Raw genomic sequence first — 18,492 nt, 5'->3', positions numbered from 1 at the left:
TTACTCTGTATCACCTTCGGCAGAAAGGGCTTTGTTTTGTCATGCAAACTCACCCAGTGATACCTAGCCTCATATGAAGTTCGTGTTCCTCAGACCGGAAGTTTGCCGCTCGCTTCCTTCAGATTCCGCGTCACCACGGACACCCTTGCGTTAAGCTAACTGCTACTTCTGCCTTCGCAGCTCGGGACTTTCACCCTATAGATTACACCCATGCCGGGCGCACATAAAAGAGAGCAGGAATTACAATTCCTACTCTCTGTAGCCATTATTATTCACTTTTTGCTTAACGAGCAAATCCGCCGCCTAATTGTTGTTCAGCCATAGCAACTAGACGCTTAGTAATTTCACCACCAACAGAACCGTTAGCACGTGAAGTTGTGTCAGCGCCAAGGTTTACACCAAACTCTTGAGCAATTTCATATTTCATTTGGTCAAGAGCTTGTTGAGCACCACTAACTAGTAATTGGTTAGAGCTGTTGTTGTTCGCCATCTATACTCACCTCCTTGTGAGTATAGAATGTGTAGAAGCCTCCTGCTTCATTCTTATATAAAATTGGTAATTTTTCACAATTTTTCCGAAAATATAAATTTAAAATAAGTCATTTATTTCTTGTCGGATATCACGGTCAGGTCTGATTGTAAGGGTTTCAACTTCCTGCACCGCTTCTTGAATTAACGGTTCAAAATCAAAATAACTCTCAAACTGATTTACCTTTTCTCTTCTCGGTTTCGTTTTTGGAGATGAAGGGACAAAAATGGTACAACAATCTTCATATGGACGATTTGAAATGTCTAATGTATTAATTTTATCAGCAATTTTTATAATATCTGTTTTGTCCATTGAAATCAAGGGACGCAGTATTGGAGTATTTGTTACTTCATTAATCGCATACATACTTTCCAAGGTTTGGCTAGCAACCTGTCCAAGGCTTTCCCCGGTAACAATAGCAAGGCCGTCTTGTTTTTTCCGAATTTCATCTGTAATGCGCAACATCATTCTTCTTGTCGATGTCATTGAATAATTTTCTGGCACTTGTTCACGAATGGCTTGTTGAACATCTGTGAATGGTACGATATGTAGTTTTATCACACCACCACTAATTTCCGCCAGTTTTTTGGATAAATCAATAACTTTCTCTTTAGCTCTTTCGCTTGTAAAAGGAGGACTAAAGAAATGAACAGCCTCAATTTCCAGTCCCCTTCTCATGGCCAGATACCCGGCAACAGGGCTGTCAATACCACCGGAAAGCATTAGCATTGCTTTCCCACTTGATCCAAGTGGAAGGCCACCTGCTCCCGGAATGATTTCACAGGATAAATATACCGCTTCTTTTCTTACTTCAACTTGCAAATTAATATCAGGATTTTTTACATCTACTCTTAAACCTGCAATATTCTTTAATAAATGGCCGCCAATGGCATGATTCAATTCATCTGTATTTAGTTCAAATGTTTTATCAGATCGTTTAGCTGTAACTTTAAAGGTTTGCCCTTGTTTAAACAGAGATCGCACCAATTCAAGGGAAGCATTTTTTATCTCCTCTAATTCCCTTTCGACTTTTATAGCCGGGCTAAAGGACTGAATTCCGAATATATGCTTCAGTTTTTCGATTATTTCTAACCCATTCTCTCCATTTAATAGGACATACATCCGGTCACGGCTTGCTTCAATTTTAATGTTTGGAAAAGAGCTAAGTGCCAAACGGACATTTTTTCTGAGCTTATCTATGAACTTATTACGATTTCTACCCTTTAATGATATTTCTCCATAGCGTATTAATATCCGGTCGTAATTCATCTTTTCATTACCTTTCCTAATTGATTTACTGTTTTTTCAATCACTTGAATAACTGTCCTTGCTTCTTCTTCTGTATTTTCAAAAGACAAGCTAATTCTTATTGCACTTTCTGCCAATTCCTCTGCAACACCTAAAGCAAGAAGGGTTTTACTTGGTGATTTCTTTTTGGAGGAACAAGCACTTGTAGTGGAAACAAAGATATCTTCTTGTTCCAACGCATGGATAAATACTTCTGACTTAATCCCTTTTAACGAAAAATTGAGGATATGGGGAGCCGAATACTGAATAGGAGTATGAATCTTCAAGGCCTCGATTTTCTTTAAACCATCTCTTAATAAAGTCTGGATTTTCCTTATTCGTTCTATGCCTTCTTCACCATTTGCCATTGATAATCTTAGAGCTTTTGCCATGGCAACAGCACCTGCTACATTTTCTGTCCCGCTCCTTAGTGTTCGCTCTTGATTTCCACCGGAAAATAGCGGATCAATTTTTACCCCTTCACGAATATAGAGAGCTCCCGTTCCCTTTAAGCCATGAAATTTATGTGAAGAAATAGAGCATAAGTCAATCCGGTTATTTTTGAATGATAAAGGAACTTTTCCAATTCCTTGTACCGCGTCCACATGAAAAAGGATATCCGGATAAGCTTTCAGCATTTGACCAATTTCCTCGATTGGTTGAATCGTCCCTATTTCATTGTTTACATGCATGATGGAAATCAATATAGTATCTTTTCGGATCGCCCGTTCAATTTCATCTACTGAAACTCTTCCAGTGTCATCGACAGGGATATAGGTAATTTCAAATCCTTCTTGTTCGAGCTGTTCCATCGCCTTAGCTACAGAAGGATGTTCAATACTTGATGTAATAAGATGTTTACCCTTATTTCGATTTCTTAAAGCAGCACCTTTAATTGCTAAATTATTACTCTCTGTACCACCGGAAGTAAAATATATTTCACTCATTTTTACACCTAAAAGCTTTGCCGTCTGCTCCCTTGCCTGGGTCAAAAGCTTCTCTGCTTGTCCGCCAAAGCTATGGAGTGAGGACGGGTTCCCAAAAAACTTACTTGAAACAGTAATAAAGGAATCCAAAACTTCTTTATATGGTTTTGTCGTTGCACTATTATCAAAGTAAATCATCGTCGTCACCTTTCTTATAAGAAAAAGCAAGCTCCCTAGTCGCGGCGTATAGCTCCTATCAAGCTCTTTCGCTTTTAATTGTACGATTCCTCTACCGAAGCCTTAAAAGGTGTTTTGCCGCTAAAAGAATAGAGCTGGAAAATTCTCGAAATAAAACTTAAAAAAGGATCATGTGTGCCGCAATACATCTTACCATAAATTATATATTTTTTAAAAAGGAAAAGAAAAAACCGATGAAACACCGGTTTTTTCATTATACCTCTACACAGTTGTTTTTATTTTCTTTAATACTTCTGGGTCGATGCTCTCCAAAGCAGCAGCAGCCTGTTCAATTGCCTCTTGGTATTCATAGCGTCTGAATGCATTTTCTGCCTCTGCCAAACCTTTTGCAACAGTAGGGTATTGACTGCGATAACGATTTCCATATTGAATTGCTCTTTCTGCCAGTACCACATTTTCAATCAATTCATTTGTTGTCTGAACGAGTTTATCTACCGTTAGAACAGCAATTTCCAAGTATTGATTAAGAGCAGAAACATTTAGAGGCTTTTCTTCCAGCTGATATTTCACATTTTGAATGCTCTCTTTTGTGTCTTCTAATAAATACTTGTAATCTTCAGGCAATCCCGGTACATTGCTCTTTTTCACAAGGCGAATAGCCTCGCTCATTTTTTTGGTTAGTTCAGCTATTTTATCTCTTGCCTCTAGCTCGTCTTTCCTAAGCGCTTGTAGTTTCATGGCAAATGACTGTTGTCCTTCACGAATTAAATCGAGTTGTGCCTTAATCTCGTTTAATTCTTCGCCTATAATGGATTGAGCGATATTGTTTTGCTTTACTTTTTCCATTAATATTTCATACCGTTTATAAATAGTCACTAGTTCTTTTTCTAAGCTTTTTAATGTTTCAAGATCATCATCTGTTATCTGATAGCTTTCCTGAATATCCCGTACTTCCATGAAGAGTTTCTTATTTTCCCTTTCGGCTGAAAAAAGCAGGTCTTCTGCCATTTTTTCATTTTTCATCACAAAGTGCTTAGCATGAACCTCTTTTTCTAACAGGTCAAATAAGATATCAATTCTTTGTTTAACCTCCATTATTCCTTCTTCTGCTTGATCAATATCAGACTTTTCAATAAGAAGAAGAATTTCTGTAAGTTTCTCTTCTAAGTGTTTAATTTCAGTTTCGACATGAATGTGCTCTAAATAATACCCTTGTTCCAACATTTCCTTATATCCTTCAAGCACTTCTGTCAATTGATTTGGAATTAGTGACTGACACTCAATTAAAAACTGGGGTATCAAATCCATATGTTTCTTAATGGTTGTAAGTTTACTTTGAATGAAAAGGACTACTTCACGGGCTTCAAGGTAATTTCCTTGCTCTGTTTTTTCCTCATATTCATGAAATTTCTGGCTGACCGTGTCCAATTCAACTTCCAATGCTTTTTCGGATTGGCCAAAGCTATGGCGATGAGTAAGTAATGTTTTCTTCGCTTCCCGATATAATTCTTTTAACCCATCGATTTCAAGCCTGTTTTTCTCCTCGCTGCCAATAAGCTCATGGAGTTCTTCCAGGATTTTATTAATTTGAGTTTCAGTTTCCTGTAATTTATTCGCAATCTTTCTCTGGGCTTCTTTTGCCTTTTTAAATTTATATTTATCTATGTACTCTTCAGCATCAAAAAGCATTTCTTCCAAGTCCGGTAGCTTAACTGTTACCACGTCATCCCATTGATTCCGCCATTTCTCAAATAGCTCTTCAGTTTGTCCGGTCATATTCAGCTGCTTTACCTTGGACATCTCATCCGGAATCGGTCGGCTAAATAAATCAATTTTCCATGCTTCAAGCCGGTCCATTTCCTTAAAGTATTTTTTCTTTATAAAATATCCTATTACAAATAAAGCAAATAAAAGGATGAATAATCCAATGATATAGATCACGTGAAAGCCCCCTTATGCCGAACAGCAAAATTTGAATCACTATATTTTAACAAATCTATTAGAATCTTTTTCAATGCCTTAATGATACCATGTTAACGACATTTTTTGACTATTAATTTCAATTTTTTTGTCTTTGAAAGTTAAAAATATCATTTTCATCACAATCTTTCCAGCAAAAAAGCACTTCACTCCCAGGATTTAAGGATTCCTGACAGCAAGTGCTTAATTATTTTTTCCTTTTTATTAAGGGGTTGCTGTAACGACGGGGATATTAATCATTCCTATTTAAGAACCGCTTCTCTCTTCCTGGTTATATCTGTACAAAGCATTTTATCAATCCACATATGGAGATCCTTTATATATTTTTGTTCGAAAAACTGCTCATTTGGAAACACATATAATACTTCTCTCATATAATGAGTGTTCATAAACGGCATCATTAATAGTCCTTTGAGCTGCGTAATTAAATAGGGTATTGAATGCGGGCGGAACTCATTCCATTCAAATCCTCTTTCAAAAACCTTCTGAAGATAATATTTTTCTTTTAATAAATAAGTAGACATGATTTCCCTTACCATTTGTGAATCCAGCGACATTTCCCTATAGATAAAGCTGGCAAGCTGACAATTCTCACAATGAAAATGCAGCAAATCAGCCGTCATTCGTTTTAAACAAACCATAGCTCCCTTTTCAATAGAAGAATAGGCTTCTTCCATTTTCTTTATATATTGTTCAAAAAAATAAGTAAAACAATATTCCAATAAACCTGCTTTGTTCTCAAAATGGTAAGCAATGGTCGCTGAGTTAACTTTTGCTGCACTTGCAATATCTCTTATGGACGTTCCTGTATAACCTTTAGAATTAAATAACAAAATTGCCGCTTTTAATATGGCTTCTTTAGAGTTTTTCTTCATCGGTTTTCCCCCTTTTAAAACACCCATGATCCCCGTAATTAAAAGATTCTTGATTCAATTATTGGAATCCTTTATAAAAATATCGACAAAGTCTGCTCTTTTCCTGCCTATTCTGATAAAATAAACAATAATGATTATGAGAAAAAGGTGAAATATCATGTTTAAAGTCGAAAAATATACTGGTAGTCGTGAAGATGGGTACTCTCTTGTAAAAAAGCAGCTTATCGCCCTAATCGAAGATGAAAAAAATCAGATTGCTAACTTAAGTAATGCTTCTGCCTTGTTAAACCAATTTTTAGAACGGATTAACTGGGTTGGCTTTTATCTTATGGAGGAAGAAGATTTAGTACTAGGACCATTCCAAGGGCTTCCAGCCTGCGTGCGGATCCCCGTTGGTAAAGGCGTATGCGGAAATGCCGCTCTAAAAAAAGAAACCATTCGTGTTCCGGATGTTCATCAATTCCCTGGCCATATTGCCTGCGATGCCGCAACGCAATCAGAAATTGTCATTCCGATGATTAAAAACGGTCAATTGATTGGTGTATTAGACATTGATTCACCCGAAAAGGACCGTTTTGATCAACTAGACCAAAAACATTTGGAAGAATTTGTTTCTATTTTAGTGGAACATCTATAAGAAAAGCAAAAGCCCCCTGTTCAGTGGCGTATAGCCTCCTCCTAAAAGCTATCGCTTTCGGTCGTGCGATGCGGACACTGCCGTAGTCTTCCTTGTGGTGCTCTCCAACTGAGATAAAGGAAACACGAAGAGCAAGTGGCGATTCGATGTTAATTTCGAAGACTGAAGGGTACTAGCCGCTAGGGGGCTGGAGCTAGACATTTCTCGAAGTCAAATAAATGGCTTTTTACTCTTATAGGAAAATCGTAAGCGCCCTGCTTGTGGCGCAGACCTCCTCCCAATAGTTATCGCTTTTTGTCGTGCGATGCTCATGATGCCGTAACCTTCCTTGTGGTGCTTTCCGACTAAGATAAGGAAATACGAAGAACTAAAGGTAATTCGATGTTGACTTATCGTTTAGTGGAGATCGAAGACCATTTTCAAACTCATAATACACTTTCATATCTAATAAAAACCTCGCTACAGTCGAGGTTTATATTTTTTCAAGCGCTTGTTCCAGATCATCCTTTAAATCCTCCCTTGCTTCGAGCCCAACTGAAAGCCGAAGCAACGTATCGTCAAATCCCATATTCCTCCGTTCTTCCTCTGGAACGACTGCATGGGTCATCGTGGCAGGATGCTGGATTAATGTTTCTGTATCACCCAAACTTACTGCAACTTTAATCAGCTTTAACTGATTCATCAATCGTTGTGCTGTTTTTTTTGTCCCTTTTATTGAAAAAGAAAGTAGACCGCCCGGTTGTTTCATTTGTTTTTTCATTATCTGATAATCCTCGTGGTCAGGATCCCCAGGATAGTATATGGAATCAACTTTTGGATGTTTTTTTAAGAACTGAAATAGTTGGTTGGCATTTTCTGAGTGACGGTCCATTCGGACGGGGAGTGTCTTTAGCCCCCTTAAAAGTAGCCAAGCATCAAACGGAGAAATAATTCCACCGATATCCTTTTGAGTGGTACGTGCCACCCTGTTGATAAATTCTTTATTCCCAACCACAAGTCCAGCGATCACGTCACCATGCCCGCCAATATATTTTGTCGCGCTATGAATAACGATGTCACAGCCTAAGGAAATAGGATTTTGCAGGTAGGGTGAACAAAACGTATTATCAACGACAACAGGGATCCCTTTTTCTTTTGCTACCTTGGCGACCATTTGCAAATCAACGAGTTTCATCGTTGGATTAATCGGGGTTTCAATATAAATACAAGCCGTATTAGGGAGTATCTCTTTTTCTAATGTCTCAACTGAGTCCATCCGGCTAAAATCATGACTGATTTCATATTTTTCTTTTAAAAGCTGCAAGAAACCAAAGGTACAGCCATAAACCCCTTGTGAACATAGAATATGGTCCCCTGTTTTTGTCAAAGTAAATAATACAGCACTAACTGCAGCCATACCTGATGAAAAAGCAAGTGCGACTTCTCCTTTTTCAAGAGCTGCAACCCTTTCTTCCAATATTTTAACAGTCGGGTTTCCAAGCCTTGAATAAATATACCCATCCTCCAGCCCCGCAAATCTTTTTTCCCCCAGTTCAGCAGTGGTAAATGTAAAGGTTGAGGTTTGATACAATGGAGGAACTAGACTTCCTTGATGAAGGGATGAATCATATCCTGCATGGATAACCTCAGTTTCAAACCGTACACTTTTCTTTTTCAATGAAACTCACTCCCCCTTTTTTTGATAACGTTTTCATTTCTCTATAGTATATAAAATTTTTTCTATTCTTGTATCAGGCACTCCAAATCTGAGTGCCTATAAAACTAATTTGATTTCATCTTTAGCCAGCCTTTATGTTGCCTGATTGGGCAACCACTTTATTTTTTCCGCTACCTTTCGCAAGGTAAAGAGCTTCGTCCGCTCGCTTAAATAGTGATTGATAAGAATCCTTATAGTCCTTATGCCAATGAGAAACGCCACAAGAGATGGTAACATGTGGATTGGATGCTTGTGCTACCTTTTCAACCAGCCTTTGAGCAACGGCTGCTGCTGCTTCAAGTGACACCTTTGGAAGATAAATGGCAAGCTCTTCCCCTCCCCATCTTGCTCCCACATCTTGATTACGAATGCAAGATTTAATTAGTCTTGCTACTTGAATAAGGATCTCGTCTCCAATTTGATGGCCATATTTATCATTGATTCCTTTAAAATCATCAATATCAATAATAATAAAAGCACCTTGTTCGTCTTCCATCATTGACTTTTCTATTTTTTCATCGAGAAATTTCCTAGAGTTAAGTTTTGTTAGGTGGTCCGTGATTACTGTTCTTTTTAATTCCTCCCGAAGCATCGAATTAATGATGGCTAACGAGGAATGCTGCACAAGTGTTTGAAATAGCTTAAACGAATCAAAAGGAAAGAAAAACGGTTTTTGATGCATTACTACGGCAAAGCCGCGAACAGCTCCCCTATAAAGGACCGGGACAGCCATAATCGATTGAAAACTTTTACTTCTTATTGTATGAAGATTTAAATCACCTATAAATAGTGACTCATTTTCCCGTAGAATCTCCTTCTTTATATAATCAATATAGATTTGCGCCTGTTTAGTAAAAAAGAACGAAGTTGTACCCGGGAGTATTTTCACAGTCCTTTGATCCTCAGAGAGCAGGAAAAAACCAACTTCTTGTCCATCAAAAGCCGTTTTCAGTTGGTTTGAAAGATAAGGCAAAGCCTCTGCCAATTGCAAATTAGAATTTAACATTTTGGATGTTTCATTCAGAAGTTTTAAGTTTAAAATAATTTGCTGTGAGTGGCGAAAAAGAAGGGCATTTTCAATGGCATTTCCCGCACTACCTGCAAATAATGATATGTATTCGATTTCATACCTTTGAAAATTGTCTGTATTGGGTGCAATCATTTGCAGCACCCCATATACCGCTTGTTTTCCTTTTAGTGGAACGTATAAAACCGTATGATCATCCAAATGCTCCAATTCCATTATGCCCGTTCCATACACCTTTACTGCAGCAATATTTTCACTGTCATAATCAATTTCTGTTATTGGGAGATCATTGTGACAATAAGTCACCTGCGATAAAAACAAGTTATACGAAAAGTTAGGAAATTCCTCTCGAAGAAGAACGAATAATTCACTCAAAAGGGCTTCCATATCCAAAAATGAATGAAGTTTTTCCGTTACAAAATATAATTTTTTATATATCTCAACTTGTAAATCCTTATCAAGCGTATCCATACCATCTCCACCTAAGTATTTATAGCAAACAACAAGTTCCAAATATATACATCATAACCTAATTATAGTTAATTAATAGTACTTTTGGAATATATATTTATACAAATTTTTTTCTAATAGTGATTTGAAATACCATAGAAATCTATTTCAAAAAAAACTTGACGATTCATGAATAAAAATCATATAATATTCTTTGTGTAAAATATTGCAGCCTATTGAAACAACTTTAATACGTACATTTTGTTCCTCATGAGAAAAATTGAATATGTTTCTTATGATGGTGCATCGCGTAACCCTCAGCTGCTAGGGCGAAGGTGCATGAAAACAAAATGGCTATTATCGATGTTTCAGAGCGGTTTTTATTTTACCAAAATAAAAACACGAAGGAGGAGTCATCATGGCTCGTTATACCGGCCCAAGCTGGAAATTATCCCGTCGTCTTGGAATTTCTCTAAGCGGCACAGGTAAAGAATTAGAAAAGCGTCCTTACGCTCCTGGACAACATGGTCCAAACCAACGCAAAAAGCTTTCTGAATACGGATTGCAATTGCAAGAAAAGCAAAAACTTCGTCATATGTACGGAGTAAATGAGCGTCAATTCCGCAATCTATTCGAAAAGGCAGGCAAATTAAGCGGTGTTCATGGCGAAAACTTCATGATCCTTCTTGAATCTCGCCTTGATAACCTAGTTTATCGTCTAGGTCTTGCACGCACTCGCCGTGCTGCACGTCAGTTAGTAAACCATGGTCATATTTTAGTTGATGGTGCACGCGTTGACATTCCATCATACCGTGTTACTCCTGGCCAAACAATTAGTGTTCGTGAAAAATCACGCAACCTTGCAGTAATCAAGGAAGCAATTGAAGCTAATAACTTCGTTCCTGATTACTTAACATTTGACGCAGATAAATTAGAAGGTACTTTCACTCGCTTACCAGAGCGTTCTGAATTGCCTGCTGAAATCAACGAAACACTAATCGTTGAGTTCTACTCTCGTTAATAAAATTGGATTGTATAGTCCAACCTGTAATTGCCCTAAATCCTTGATAAACAAGGATTTGGGGCTTTTTCTTTTATTATGAAATTATACTAGGACAAAATATAAAAAGGTATATTCAAAAATAAATAATTAGAAAAAATTATATACTGAAATAAAACAACTTTAGATACACCTAAAAACAATTTGTTTATATTGTATTTAAATAAGAACAAAATTATATTTAAAAGTTATTTTACTGCAGATGCTGTCCATATCGTACCATCATATCTTATCACTATTCTTATTATTGTTTCGTCAATATTCGTTGCAAATACCTTGGATACTTTATATTGCCAAGGTTTTTTATTGTTTAAAAAACTTGAAATGTGTTTAGATATCTAGTAATGACTTTGAAAAACTAACTAACTTTGTAGATCCCTTATAAAAATTTATATCTGCAAAAGGGGCTGTCCGGAAAGTGGTATTTCAGCCGAAATCTTTATAAAAGCAAAACCCAAGAATGCTGTTAAATCAACATTCTTGGGTTTTTAATTTGGGTTCATTTTTCTCTTAAATGGACTTTTTAGACAGCCCCTTACTTTTAACTATAAATCGGATTTTGGTTCAGGTATCATTTCAGCCCGAATTTCAACAAAATTAGATGGAGCAGATTCATTTCCAGCAATATCGACAGCGGTCACATAATAAATACCATTTCCTGCTTTATAAGATAAGCTCTCGCCACTCTTAATACTAGCAATTTTATTCACTGATCCGCTTACTTGATATACACGATATCCAACAACATCCTTATCCGGTACCGAAGTCCATTTCAGTGTATTATTTTCAACACTTACAATCACACTATCCGGTTTCTTTCCGTTATCGGACATCTTGTTGGCACTAAAAGGAAGAACTTTTTCCCACTTATCTGTATTTGGAATTAACTGGTTCATTTGATTAAAATCCTTACCAACCATCCGTTCAATAAAATCAGGATTTAAGATAACACCCGTTTGGACAAATTCATCCGGAGTAGAGTCCATTGCTAAATACTTTTTGTCCCCAATCGTAACGAATTTTGCTTCAATAAGGCTGTCATCAACTTTTGTTGGAACAGCGTTCACATGATAATAATCACTTTCAACTAATCCAGCTTTTGAACAAGCCTTGGATGGCAGTAAGCCTGAAACCGCACAATAATTCCGTTTTACAATACCTTCAGGCATTTCAAATGACTCTTTTGGTGCAATTAAGTCAGGTCTTATTTTATATGCCGCATTAATTAATGCCGCCCAAAGATTATTTGTCCTCTGATTATAGGCCATTCCTGAGCTTTTCAACGATTTTGGCGTATCATATCCAGTCCAAATCCCAAATGTAACGTTAGGATTTGTTGCCACAAACCAGGAATCATGAAAATCATTTCCTGTTCCTGTTTTTCCTGCCCAATCTGCCTTGAAGGCCAATTTGCTTTTTATTCCGGAGGCTGTCCCATTTTGAATGACATCACGCATCATATCAATAGTTAAATAAGCAGTCTGTGGTTTAAACACATCCACCGGCTTAACTTGGTGCTGATAAATTGTTTTTCCATTTTTATCAACAATTTTCTCAATTAGATAGGCATCAATAAATTTTCCACCATTAGCAAAGGTACTAAAAGCATTTGTGTTTTCTTCTACTGTTACCCCCGCCTCCATTGCTCCAAGCGCGGTAGAAAGATTGGTATAATCCGGCTTTTTCAAGGACGTGAAGCCCATTTTATCTAAATATTTTGCTGGCTGCTGATCAATTATTTGCGTATATAATTTTACTGCTGGCACATTATAGGACTTTGCCAAGGCATCTCTTGCTGAAACCAAACCCCTGTACCGTCGATCATAGTTATAAGGCCATGGCGTGCTCCTGCTTCGATCCAATCGTAATTGAACATCTGGCAGTACGGTTCCTGGTGATGCTATACCAAGTTCAATCGCTGGAGCATACACAAGGAGCGGCTTCATCGTCGAACCGTTCGGACGAATGGAACTTGTGGCATGATTTAGTTCTTGTCTATTATGGTCTCTCCCTGCCACAAAGCTAATAATTTTTCCCGTTTTATTTTCAATTAAAGTTGCACCAACCTCAACAGGCTCCATTACATTAACCTTTTCCCCAGTTTCCGGGTCGATTTTCTCTTGGGGTTTATCCGGGCCGTAATGTTTATACTGATCTTTGACCTGTTGCATCGCATCAAATATTTCTTTGTCAATGGTCGTATGAATTTGGTAACCATTTAGCCGTAAATCATTTCGTGCCATTGCTTTATATTTGTAATAAAGGTTTTCATTCTTCCTTAAATCCTGTTTGGAAATGCCATCTTTTTCAGCCAATACCGTTATTAGAGCATCAATGGCTCGCTTCTCGATTTCAACTGTCAGCCAAGGGTACTTATCTGTCGAGCTCGGCTGTGGAGCAATGAAATCTTTTGTAATATCATACTGAAGTGCCTCTTGATACTCCTTTTGATTGATATAACCACCGGCATACATTCTATTTAAAACTGTTTTCATTCTTGTTAGACCTGGTTTTAGATTTGATTTTAGATCCCCTTTATTAGTAAAAGGTGTATATCCAAATGGGCTTTGTGGCAATCCGGCAATAAATGCCGCTTGAGGAAGAGTCAATTCACTTACATCTTTCCCAAATATCCCTTTTGCTGCTGCTTGAACTCCGGCAATATTCCTACCAGAAGAATTCCTTCCAAAGGTCGCCACATTTAAATAAGCTTCCAATATTTCTTTTTTATCAAAAAATTTCTCTAGCCTTAGAGCAAGTAAGATTTCAATTGCCTTTCTTTGAAAAGAAACTTCGTTCGTTAATATTTGATTTTTGATTAACTGCTGGGTTAATGTACTTCCCCCGGATTGAACAGGAGAGTTCGTAACCTCTTGGTAGAGGGCTCGGAAAACAGCTTTTGGAACGACTCCATTATGCTTGTAAAAGTATTCATCTTCCGTAGCGATCACCGCATTAATTAAGTAGTCAGAAACCTGGTCAATTTTAACCTCTTCTCGTTCCAAATCCGACTTAAGTTTTCCTAAATAAACATTATTAGAAAAATATAATTCCGACGTTTCCGTATAATTATAAATATCCTTTTTCATACTGTCATAAGAACGGACTGGTTCATCTTTAACAAGAGAAGCAAAATAGCCTGCACCGGCACCAGCCACAAAAGCTCCTCCTAAAATTACGACAGTAAGAAGGAGAAGGAACAAATTCCATAATACTTGATAGGTTATTCGGGCACCTTTTACCGTTTTTTTATTCGTTAACAAGCCAATCGCATTTTTAGCTTGCTCCACCCACTTCCTCCATTTTTCATTCATAGCATCACCTCTATTAAATTCATTTTCATTATAGCATATGGTAGGAACAAAAAATGACAAGGTTCTACATTTCTAAAATTCCCATTTGACATAGGGACCAATGTATGTTAAAACTGCTGTAAGTTGATATTATTAAAGGCTATGAAGGGAACCGATTTGTAGTTCTTCTATCCCTGTTTATTTAGAGAAGCAGCGGTCGGTGCAAGCTGCTACAAATAGAAGAATGAATTACATCCCAGAGCTTTCTCTGTGAAAGTACTAGTAGCAGAGACCGGTTATAACCGTTATTTTGTTTGAGTTGGAGGATTATATTCCTCAAGCTGGGTGGTACCGCGATGATTCGTCCCTGCATGCTGCAGGGGCGTTTTTATTTTTGAATGGAGGTCTTGAAGATGGAATTATTAGAGGATTTAAAATGGCGAGGTATTATTTATCAACAAACAGATGAAGAAGGATTAAAAGCGCTCTTAGAAAAAGAAAAAATCTCTCTCTATTGTGGAACAGATCCAAGTGCTGATAGCTTGCATATTGGCCATTTAGTACCATTTTTAACGTTAAAAAGATTTCAGCAACATGGCCATCGTCCGATTGTATTAGTCGGCGGTGCTACAGGACTAATTGGAGACCCAAGTGGAAAAAGTGAAGAACGAAAATTGCAAACAATTGAAGCGGTTCAAAAAAATGCGGAAAGCATTAAAAAGCAGCTGGCTGCTATATTTGATTTTGAAGGGGAAAATGGCGCCATCATGGTGAATAACTATGATTGGACCTCTTCCATGAATGTTATTACTTTCTTGCGTGATATTGGAAAACATATTGGGGTTAACTATATGTTGGCCAAAGATACCATTGCTTCCCGACTTGAAACGGGTATTTCCTTTACCGAATTTACCTACACGATCTTACAGGCAATGGATTTTAACTATTTATATGACCATTATGATTGTAAATTGCAAATTGGTGGCAGTGATCAATGGGGAAATATTACCTCTGGATTGGAATTAATCCGAAAAATGCATACAGAAGAGACAAAAGCATTTGGTCTGACAATTCCACTTGTTACAAAAGCAGATGGAACAAAGTTTGGTAAAACGGAAGGCGGCGCAATATGGCTCGATCCGGAAAAAACTACTCCATATGAGTTTTACCAATTCTGGATAAATACAGCGGACGCGGATGTAGTAAAATACTTGAAGTACTTCACATTCTTAACCCGTGAAGAAATCGAACAATTAGAAGTAAGTGTACAAGAAGAACCGCATCTTCGCAAAGCACAAAAAGCATTAGCCGAAGAGATGACCCGTCTGATCCATGGGGAAGAAGCATTGCAACAAGCCATAAAAATTTCACAAGCATTATTTAGTGGCGACGTGAAAAACCTTACAGCTACTGAGATTAGACAAGGCTTTAAGGAAATGCCAAGCTACGAAGCTGCAGGGGAAGAAAATCTAGTCGACCTTTTAGTGGCTGCAAAAATATCTCCATCTAAACGACAGGCCCGTGAAGATATTACAAATGGAGCCATTTCAGTAAATGGTGAAAAAGTAACCGATTCTACCTATGTTTTACAAGAAAAGGACCGAATTGAAGGCCAGTTTACGATTATCAGAAGAGGCAAGAAGAAGTATACGTTGATCAAGTATTAATGTATAAGGATTTTGGGAATTGAATATCCCAAGATCCTTTTTTATTGGTTTAAAGATAGTATTTTCCGTAGGAATAATCAAATAGGAAAATTACTAAATAAAATGCCTTTTCATACGAATTAATTTATTTATTGTTATAAGCAATAAAAATACAAAACGGCCTTAACCCTATCGAAATAGAGTTAAAACCGCCTAGATTATAGTTTATTCTTCTAGTCTACTTGACAGTGACCGTTTACCAAGAAAGTATAATGATGGTTGGTTTCTATTCATTTCTATTAATCTTCCATTGTAGAAAGGTCGCCGGTTGGCAAGTTCAGCTCCCATGCTTTTAAAACGCGTCTCATAATTTTACCGCTTCGGGTCTTTGGCAGCTTATCACGGAAATCAATTTCGCGAGGAGCTGCATGAGCCGCCAGACCTTTTTTCACAAATTGTCGGATCTCCTCTTTAAGCTCTTCTGAAGGTTCATAACCTGCACGCAATGCAACAAACGCTTTGATAATTTCCCCGCGGACCGGATCTGGCTTTCCAATAACACCTGCTTCTGCTACAGCCGGATGTTCAACGAGCTTGCTTTCTACTTCAAACGGTCCCACACGTTCACCTGATGTCATGATGACATCATCGACACGACCTTGGAACCAGAAATACCCATCTTCATCCATGTAGGCAGAATCTCCAGAAACGTACCAGTCGCCAGGCATGAAGTAGGATTCATATTTCTCTGGATTGTTCCAGATCGTATGCATCATGGATGGCCAGCCTTTCTTAATAGCAAGATTTCCCATTCGATACGGAGGGAGTTCATTTCCTTGATTATCAACGATTGCTGCAACTACACCCGGAATTGGTTTCCCCATCGAACCAGGCTTAATTTCCATACAAGGATAGTTACTAATCAGCTGAGCACCCGTTTCTGTCATCCACCAGTTATCGTGAATCCGCTTATTAAATACTTTCGCTCCCCATTTCACCACTTCAGGATTTAATGGTTCACCTACACTTAAAATATGGCGAAGGCTGCTTAAGTCAAATTTTTTAACCAGCTCATCTCCTGCTCCCATTAACATACGGAAGGCTGTCGGCGCACTATACCAAACCGTTACTCCGAAATCCTCAATCGTTTGATACCAGGTTTCCGGGCTGAAACGTCCACCCACAATCACATTTGATGTTCCTGTCAGCCATGGTCCGAAAATTCCATACGATGTTCCAGTCACCCAGCCAGGGTCTGCCGTACACCAATAAACATCATCTTCTTTTAAGTCCAGTACCCATTTTGCCGTTTGATAATGCTGAATCATTGCATTATGTACATGCAGTACTCCTTTTGGCTTGCCAGTAGAACCAGAGGTATAATGGAGAATCAGCCCATCCGTTCTTTCTACCCACTCAATTTTAAGCTCTTTGCTTGCTTTTTCAAATTTCTCCAGAAAGTCAATAATTTGGCCGTTTTCTTCTACATTTTTTCCGACTACAAAAATATGCTTTAATGCTGGTAAGTCTTGGACTGGAACACGCTCTAATAACTCTGGTGTCGTCACTAATACTTTCGCTTCACTGTCTTGCAAACGATCTCTGACTGCCCCTTCCATAAACGCCTCAAACAAAGGACCAACAATAGCTCCAAGTTTGATCGCGCCCAGTACTGTAAAGTAAAGTTCAGGAGAACGGGGCATGAAAATAAATACACGATCTCCCTTTTCTACATCCCCATAATTCTTTAATACATTTCCCGCTTTGTTCGAAAGTTCTTTCATTTCCTTGAAGGTATACTTTTCATTTCTCGAAGCGTCACGATAATATAGGGCTACCTTGTTTTTTCGGAAAGTGCTTGCATGTCTGTCAATCGCTTCATAAGCCATATTCATAAGACCGGTTTCACTCCAAGTGAATGCTTTTTCAGCCTCTTTCCAGTCAAAGTTCTTATAGGTTTCTTCATAATTTTTTAAATTATAATCACCTTGAACAACTGGTAACGCTTCCACTTTCATTAAATCTCCCCCTTTGTTGTATTTGAGAATATTATAGTACAAACTTACACTATTCACAATTTTTAAAAAATATTTTTTTCTAAAAATTACTATTTTCCTATTTACAGTTTAAAACATAAAGCATGGTCATTTTAAGAAAATTTTGTGAAAACGCTTTAAAAAAATAAACTTTATGTATAATAGAATTGAAATGTAATAGATTTTTTCCAGGCGGTGACCAAATGGAGCATAAAAAAACTTATAATGCGAAGGAATTAAAAACTCCCTATGGAACATTAATCATAGAAGGTCCTATTTCTTCTGATAAAATTGCGAGCTATGAATTTCATAAGGACTTGGTTGCCTTTCGCCCACCAGATCTGCAGCATAAGGCATTAATTGAAATTGCTAATCTTAAAGAAGGCAGAATTATTATTGCTCGCCATCAAAATACAATTGTGGGCTATGTCACATTTTTATATCCCGACCCACTGGAACGATGGTCGGAAGGAAAAATGGATAATTTAATCGAATTAGGTGCAATTGAAGTCATTCCGCAATTTAGAGGTTGTTCGGTCGGTAAAAACCTTCTCATTGTATCCATGATGGACGATGCTATGGAGGATTACATTATAATCACAACGGAATATTATTGGCATTGGGACCTAAAAGGAACTGGTTTAAATGTTTGGGAATATCGAAAAGTCATGGAAAAAATGATGAATGCCGGAGGGCTAGAATGGTTTGCAACTGATGACCCAGAAATATGTTCCCATCCAGCCAATTGCTTAATGGCTAAAATCGGAAAACGTGTGGATACCGAATCCATTCAAAAATTCGATCGACTACGGTTTATGAACCGTTTCATGTATTAAGACGACCTGAACGTGA

Annotated in this window: 13 protein-coding genes and 1 other annotated feature; of the genes, 4 read left to right on the top strand and 9 right to left on the bottom strand. The window is 37.7% G+C overall.

Annotated features, from left to right (window positions below; all coding sequences use genetic code 11):
* Nucleotides 1–283: 283 nt before the first annotated feature.
* From GZA11_RS11790 to refZ, 5 genes are all read right to left on the bottom strand, one after another.
* On the bottom strand, nucleotides 284–490 hold the full coding sequence (locus tag GZA11_RS11790) for an alpha/beta-type small acid-soluble spore protein (protein ID WP_038536720.1): 207 nt from the start codon (nucleotides 488–490) through the stop codon (nucleotides 284–286).
* A 99-nt stretch (nucleotides 491–589) separates the two neighbouring features.
* Nucleotides 590–1,798, bottom strand: coding sequence for a tRNA uracil 4-sulfurtransferase ThiI (gene thiI, locus GZA11_RS11785; RefSeq protein WP_038536722.1), 1,209 nt, complete (start codon nucleotides 1,796–1,798; stop codon nucleotides 590–592).
* Entirely contained in the window at nucleotides 1,795–2,940 is a 1,146-nt protein-coding gene (locus tag GZA11_RS11780) for a cysteine desulfurase family protein (protein WP_163183943.1), read from the bottom strand. Before GZA11_RS11780 ends, thiI begins: the two co-directional genes overlap by 4 nt.
* A 261-nt stretch (nucleotides 2,941–3,201) precedes the next feature.
* Nucleotides 3,202–4,881: a septation ring formation regulator EzrA gene (ezrA, locus tag GZA11_RS11775; RefSeq protein WP_163183941.1), complete on the bottom strand. Its 1,680-nt coding sequence runs from the start codon at nucleotides 4,879–4,881 to the stop codon at nucleotides 3,202–3,204.
* 281 nt (nucleotides 4,882–5,162) lie between these two features.
* On the bottom strand, nucleotides 5,163–5,795 hold the full coding sequence (gene refZ / locus GZA11_RS11770) for a forespore capture DNA-binding protein RefZ (protein ID WP_038536729.1): 633 nt from the start codon (nucleotides 5,793–5,795) through the stop codon (nucleotides 5,163–5,165).
* 157 nt (nucleotides 5,796–5,952) lie between these two features.
* Here refZ and GZA11_RS11765 point away from each other — a divergent pair, with 157 nt between their 5' ends.
* Nucleotides 5,953–6,432 (top strand): GAF domain-containing protein, encoded by a 480-nt coding sequence (locus GZA11_RS11765; protein ID WP_038536731.1) that lies wholly within the window; start codon nucleotides 5,953–5,955, stop codon nucleotides 6,430–6,432.
* A gap of 472 nt (nucleotides 6,433–6,904) precedes the next feature.
* Here GZA11_RS11765 and megL read toward each other — a convergent pair whose 3' ends face one another.
* Nucleotides 6,905–8,089 carry a methionine gamma-lyase gene (gene megL / locus GZA11_RS11760; protein WP_163183939.1) on the bottom strand — a complete coding sequence of 395 codons (1,185 nt, stop codon included), beginning with the start codon at nucleotides 8,087–8,089 and terminating at the stop codon, nucleotides 6,905–6,907.
* Nucleotides 8,090–8,210: 121 nt separating this feature from the next.
* Nucleotides 8,211–9,626, bottom strand: coding sequence for a sensor domain-containing diguanylate cyclase (locus GZA11_RS11755; protein WP_038536735.1), 1,416 nt, complete (start codon nucleotides 9,624–9,626; stop codon nucleotides 8,211–8,213).
* A 397-nt stretch (nucleotides 9,627–10,023) separates the two neighbouring features.
* Between GZA11_RS11755 and rpsD the strand changes: the two genes are divergently transcribed.
* Complete coding sequence (gene rpsD / locus GZA11_RS11750) at nucleotides 10,024–10,626, top strand: 30S ribosomal protein S4 (protein ID WP_038536737.1); 603 nt, start codon at nucleotides 10,024–10,026, stop codon at nucleotides 10,624–10,626.
* Between the two features lie 584 nt (nucleotides 10,627–11,210).
* Here the strand turns inward: rpsD and GZA11_RS11745 are convergent.
* Nucleotides 11,211–13,979 carry a transglycosylase domain-containing protein gene (locus GZA11_RS11745; RefSeq protein ID WP_163183937.1) on the bottom strand — a complete coding sequence of 923 codons (2,769 nt, stop codon included), beginning with the start codon at nucleotides 13,977–13,979 and terminating at the stop codon, nucleotides 11,211–11,213.
* A gap of 132 nt (nucleotides 13,980–14,111) precedes the next feature.
* Nucleotides 14,112–14,330: a binding site (T-box leader), on the top strand.
* 41 nt (nucleotides 14,331–14,371) lie between these two features.
* On the opposite strand from GZA11_RS11745, the gene tyrS reads away from it, so the two are divergent.
* Nucleotides 14,372–15,625, top strand: a complete 1,254-nt coding sequence (gene tyrS, locus GZA11_RS11740) for a tyrosine--tRNA ligase (protein ID WP_038536738.1) — start codon at nucleotides 14,372–14,374, stop codon at nucleotides 15,623–15,625.
* A gap of 278 nt (nucleotides 15,626–15,903) precedes the next feature.
* Here the strand turns inward: tyrS and acsA are convergent, their stop codons facing one another.
* Nucleotides 15,904–17,622: an acetate--CoA ligase gene (gene acsA, locus GZA11_RS11735; RefSeq protein ID WP_038536741.1), complete on the bottom strand. Its 1,719-nt coding sequence runs from the start codon at nucleotides 17,620–17,622 to the stop codon at nucleotides 15,904–15,906.
* Between the two features lie 221 nt (nucleotides 17,623–17,843).
* Between acsA and GZA11_RS11730 the strand changes: the two genes are divergently transcribed.
* The gene (locus GZA11_RS11730; protein WP_163183935.1) at nucleotides 17,844–18,476 is read left to right on the top strand and encodes a GNAT family N-acetyltransferase; all 633 of its coding nucleotides are present in this window, start codon (nucleotides 17,844–17,846) and stop codon (nucleotides 18,474–18,476) included.
* The last annotated feature ends 16 nt before the right edge of the window (nucleotides 18,477–18,492 follow it).

The sequence above is a fragment of the Neobacillus sedimentimangrovi genome (genome assembly GCF_010614825.1).
Lineage (GTDB): Bacteria > Bacillota > Bacilli > Bacillales > Cytobacillaceae > Neobacillus > Neobacillus thermocopriae.
The sequence above is the reverse complement of the archived record's forward strand: the minus strand, read 5'-3'. Positions and strand labels throughout refer to the sequence as shown.

What these genes read in the sequence shown, in the direction of transcription:
- thiI (WP_038536722.1), bottom strand. Translation starts at nt 1,798, where the DNA reads ATGAATTACGACCGGATATTAATACGCTATGGAGAAATATCATTAAAG.
- tyrS (WP_038536738.1), top strand. Translation starts at nt 14,372, where the DNA reads ATGGAATTATTAGAGGATTTAAAATGGCGAGGTATTATTTATCAACAA.
- GZA11_RS11790 (WP_038536720.1), bottom strand. Translation starts at nt 490, where the DNA reads ATGGCGAACAACAACAGCTCTAACCAATTACTAGTTAGTGGTGCTCAA.
- acsA (WP_038536741.1), bottom strand. Translation starts at nt 17,622, where the DNA reads ATGAAAGTGGAAGCGTTACCAGTTGTTCAAGGTGATTATAATTTAAAA.
- GZA11_RS11765 (WP_038536731.1), top strand. Translation starts at nt 5,953, where the DNA reads ATGTTTAAAGTCGAAAAATATACTGGTAGTCGTGAAGATGGGTACTCT.
- GZA11_RS11730 (WP_163183935.1), top strand. Translation starts at nt 17,844, where the DNA reads ATGGAGCATAAAAAAACTTATAATGCGAAGGAATTAAAAACTCCCTAT.
- GZA11_RS11755 (WP_038536735.1), bottom strand. Translation starts at nt 9,626, where the DNA reads ATGGATACGCTTGATAAGGATTTACAAGTTGAGATATATAAAAAATTA.
- GZA11_RS11780 (WP_163183943.1), bottom strand. Translation starts at nt 2,940, where the DNA reads ATGATTTACTTTGATAATAGTGCAACGACAAAACCATATAAAGAAGTT.
- GZA11_RS11745 (WP_163183937.1), bottom strand. Translation starts at nt 13,979, where the DNA reads ATGAATGAAAAATGGAGGAAGTGGGTGGAGCAAGCTAAAAATGCGATT.
- rpsD (WP_038536737.1), top strand. Translation starts at nt 10,024, where the DNA reads ATGGCTCGTTATACCGGCCCAAGCTGGAAATTATCCCGTCGTCTTGGA.
- refZ (WP_038536729.1), bottom strand. Translation starts at nt 5,795, where the DNA reads ATGAAGAAAAACTCTAAAGAAGCCATATTAAAAGCGGCAATTTTGTTA.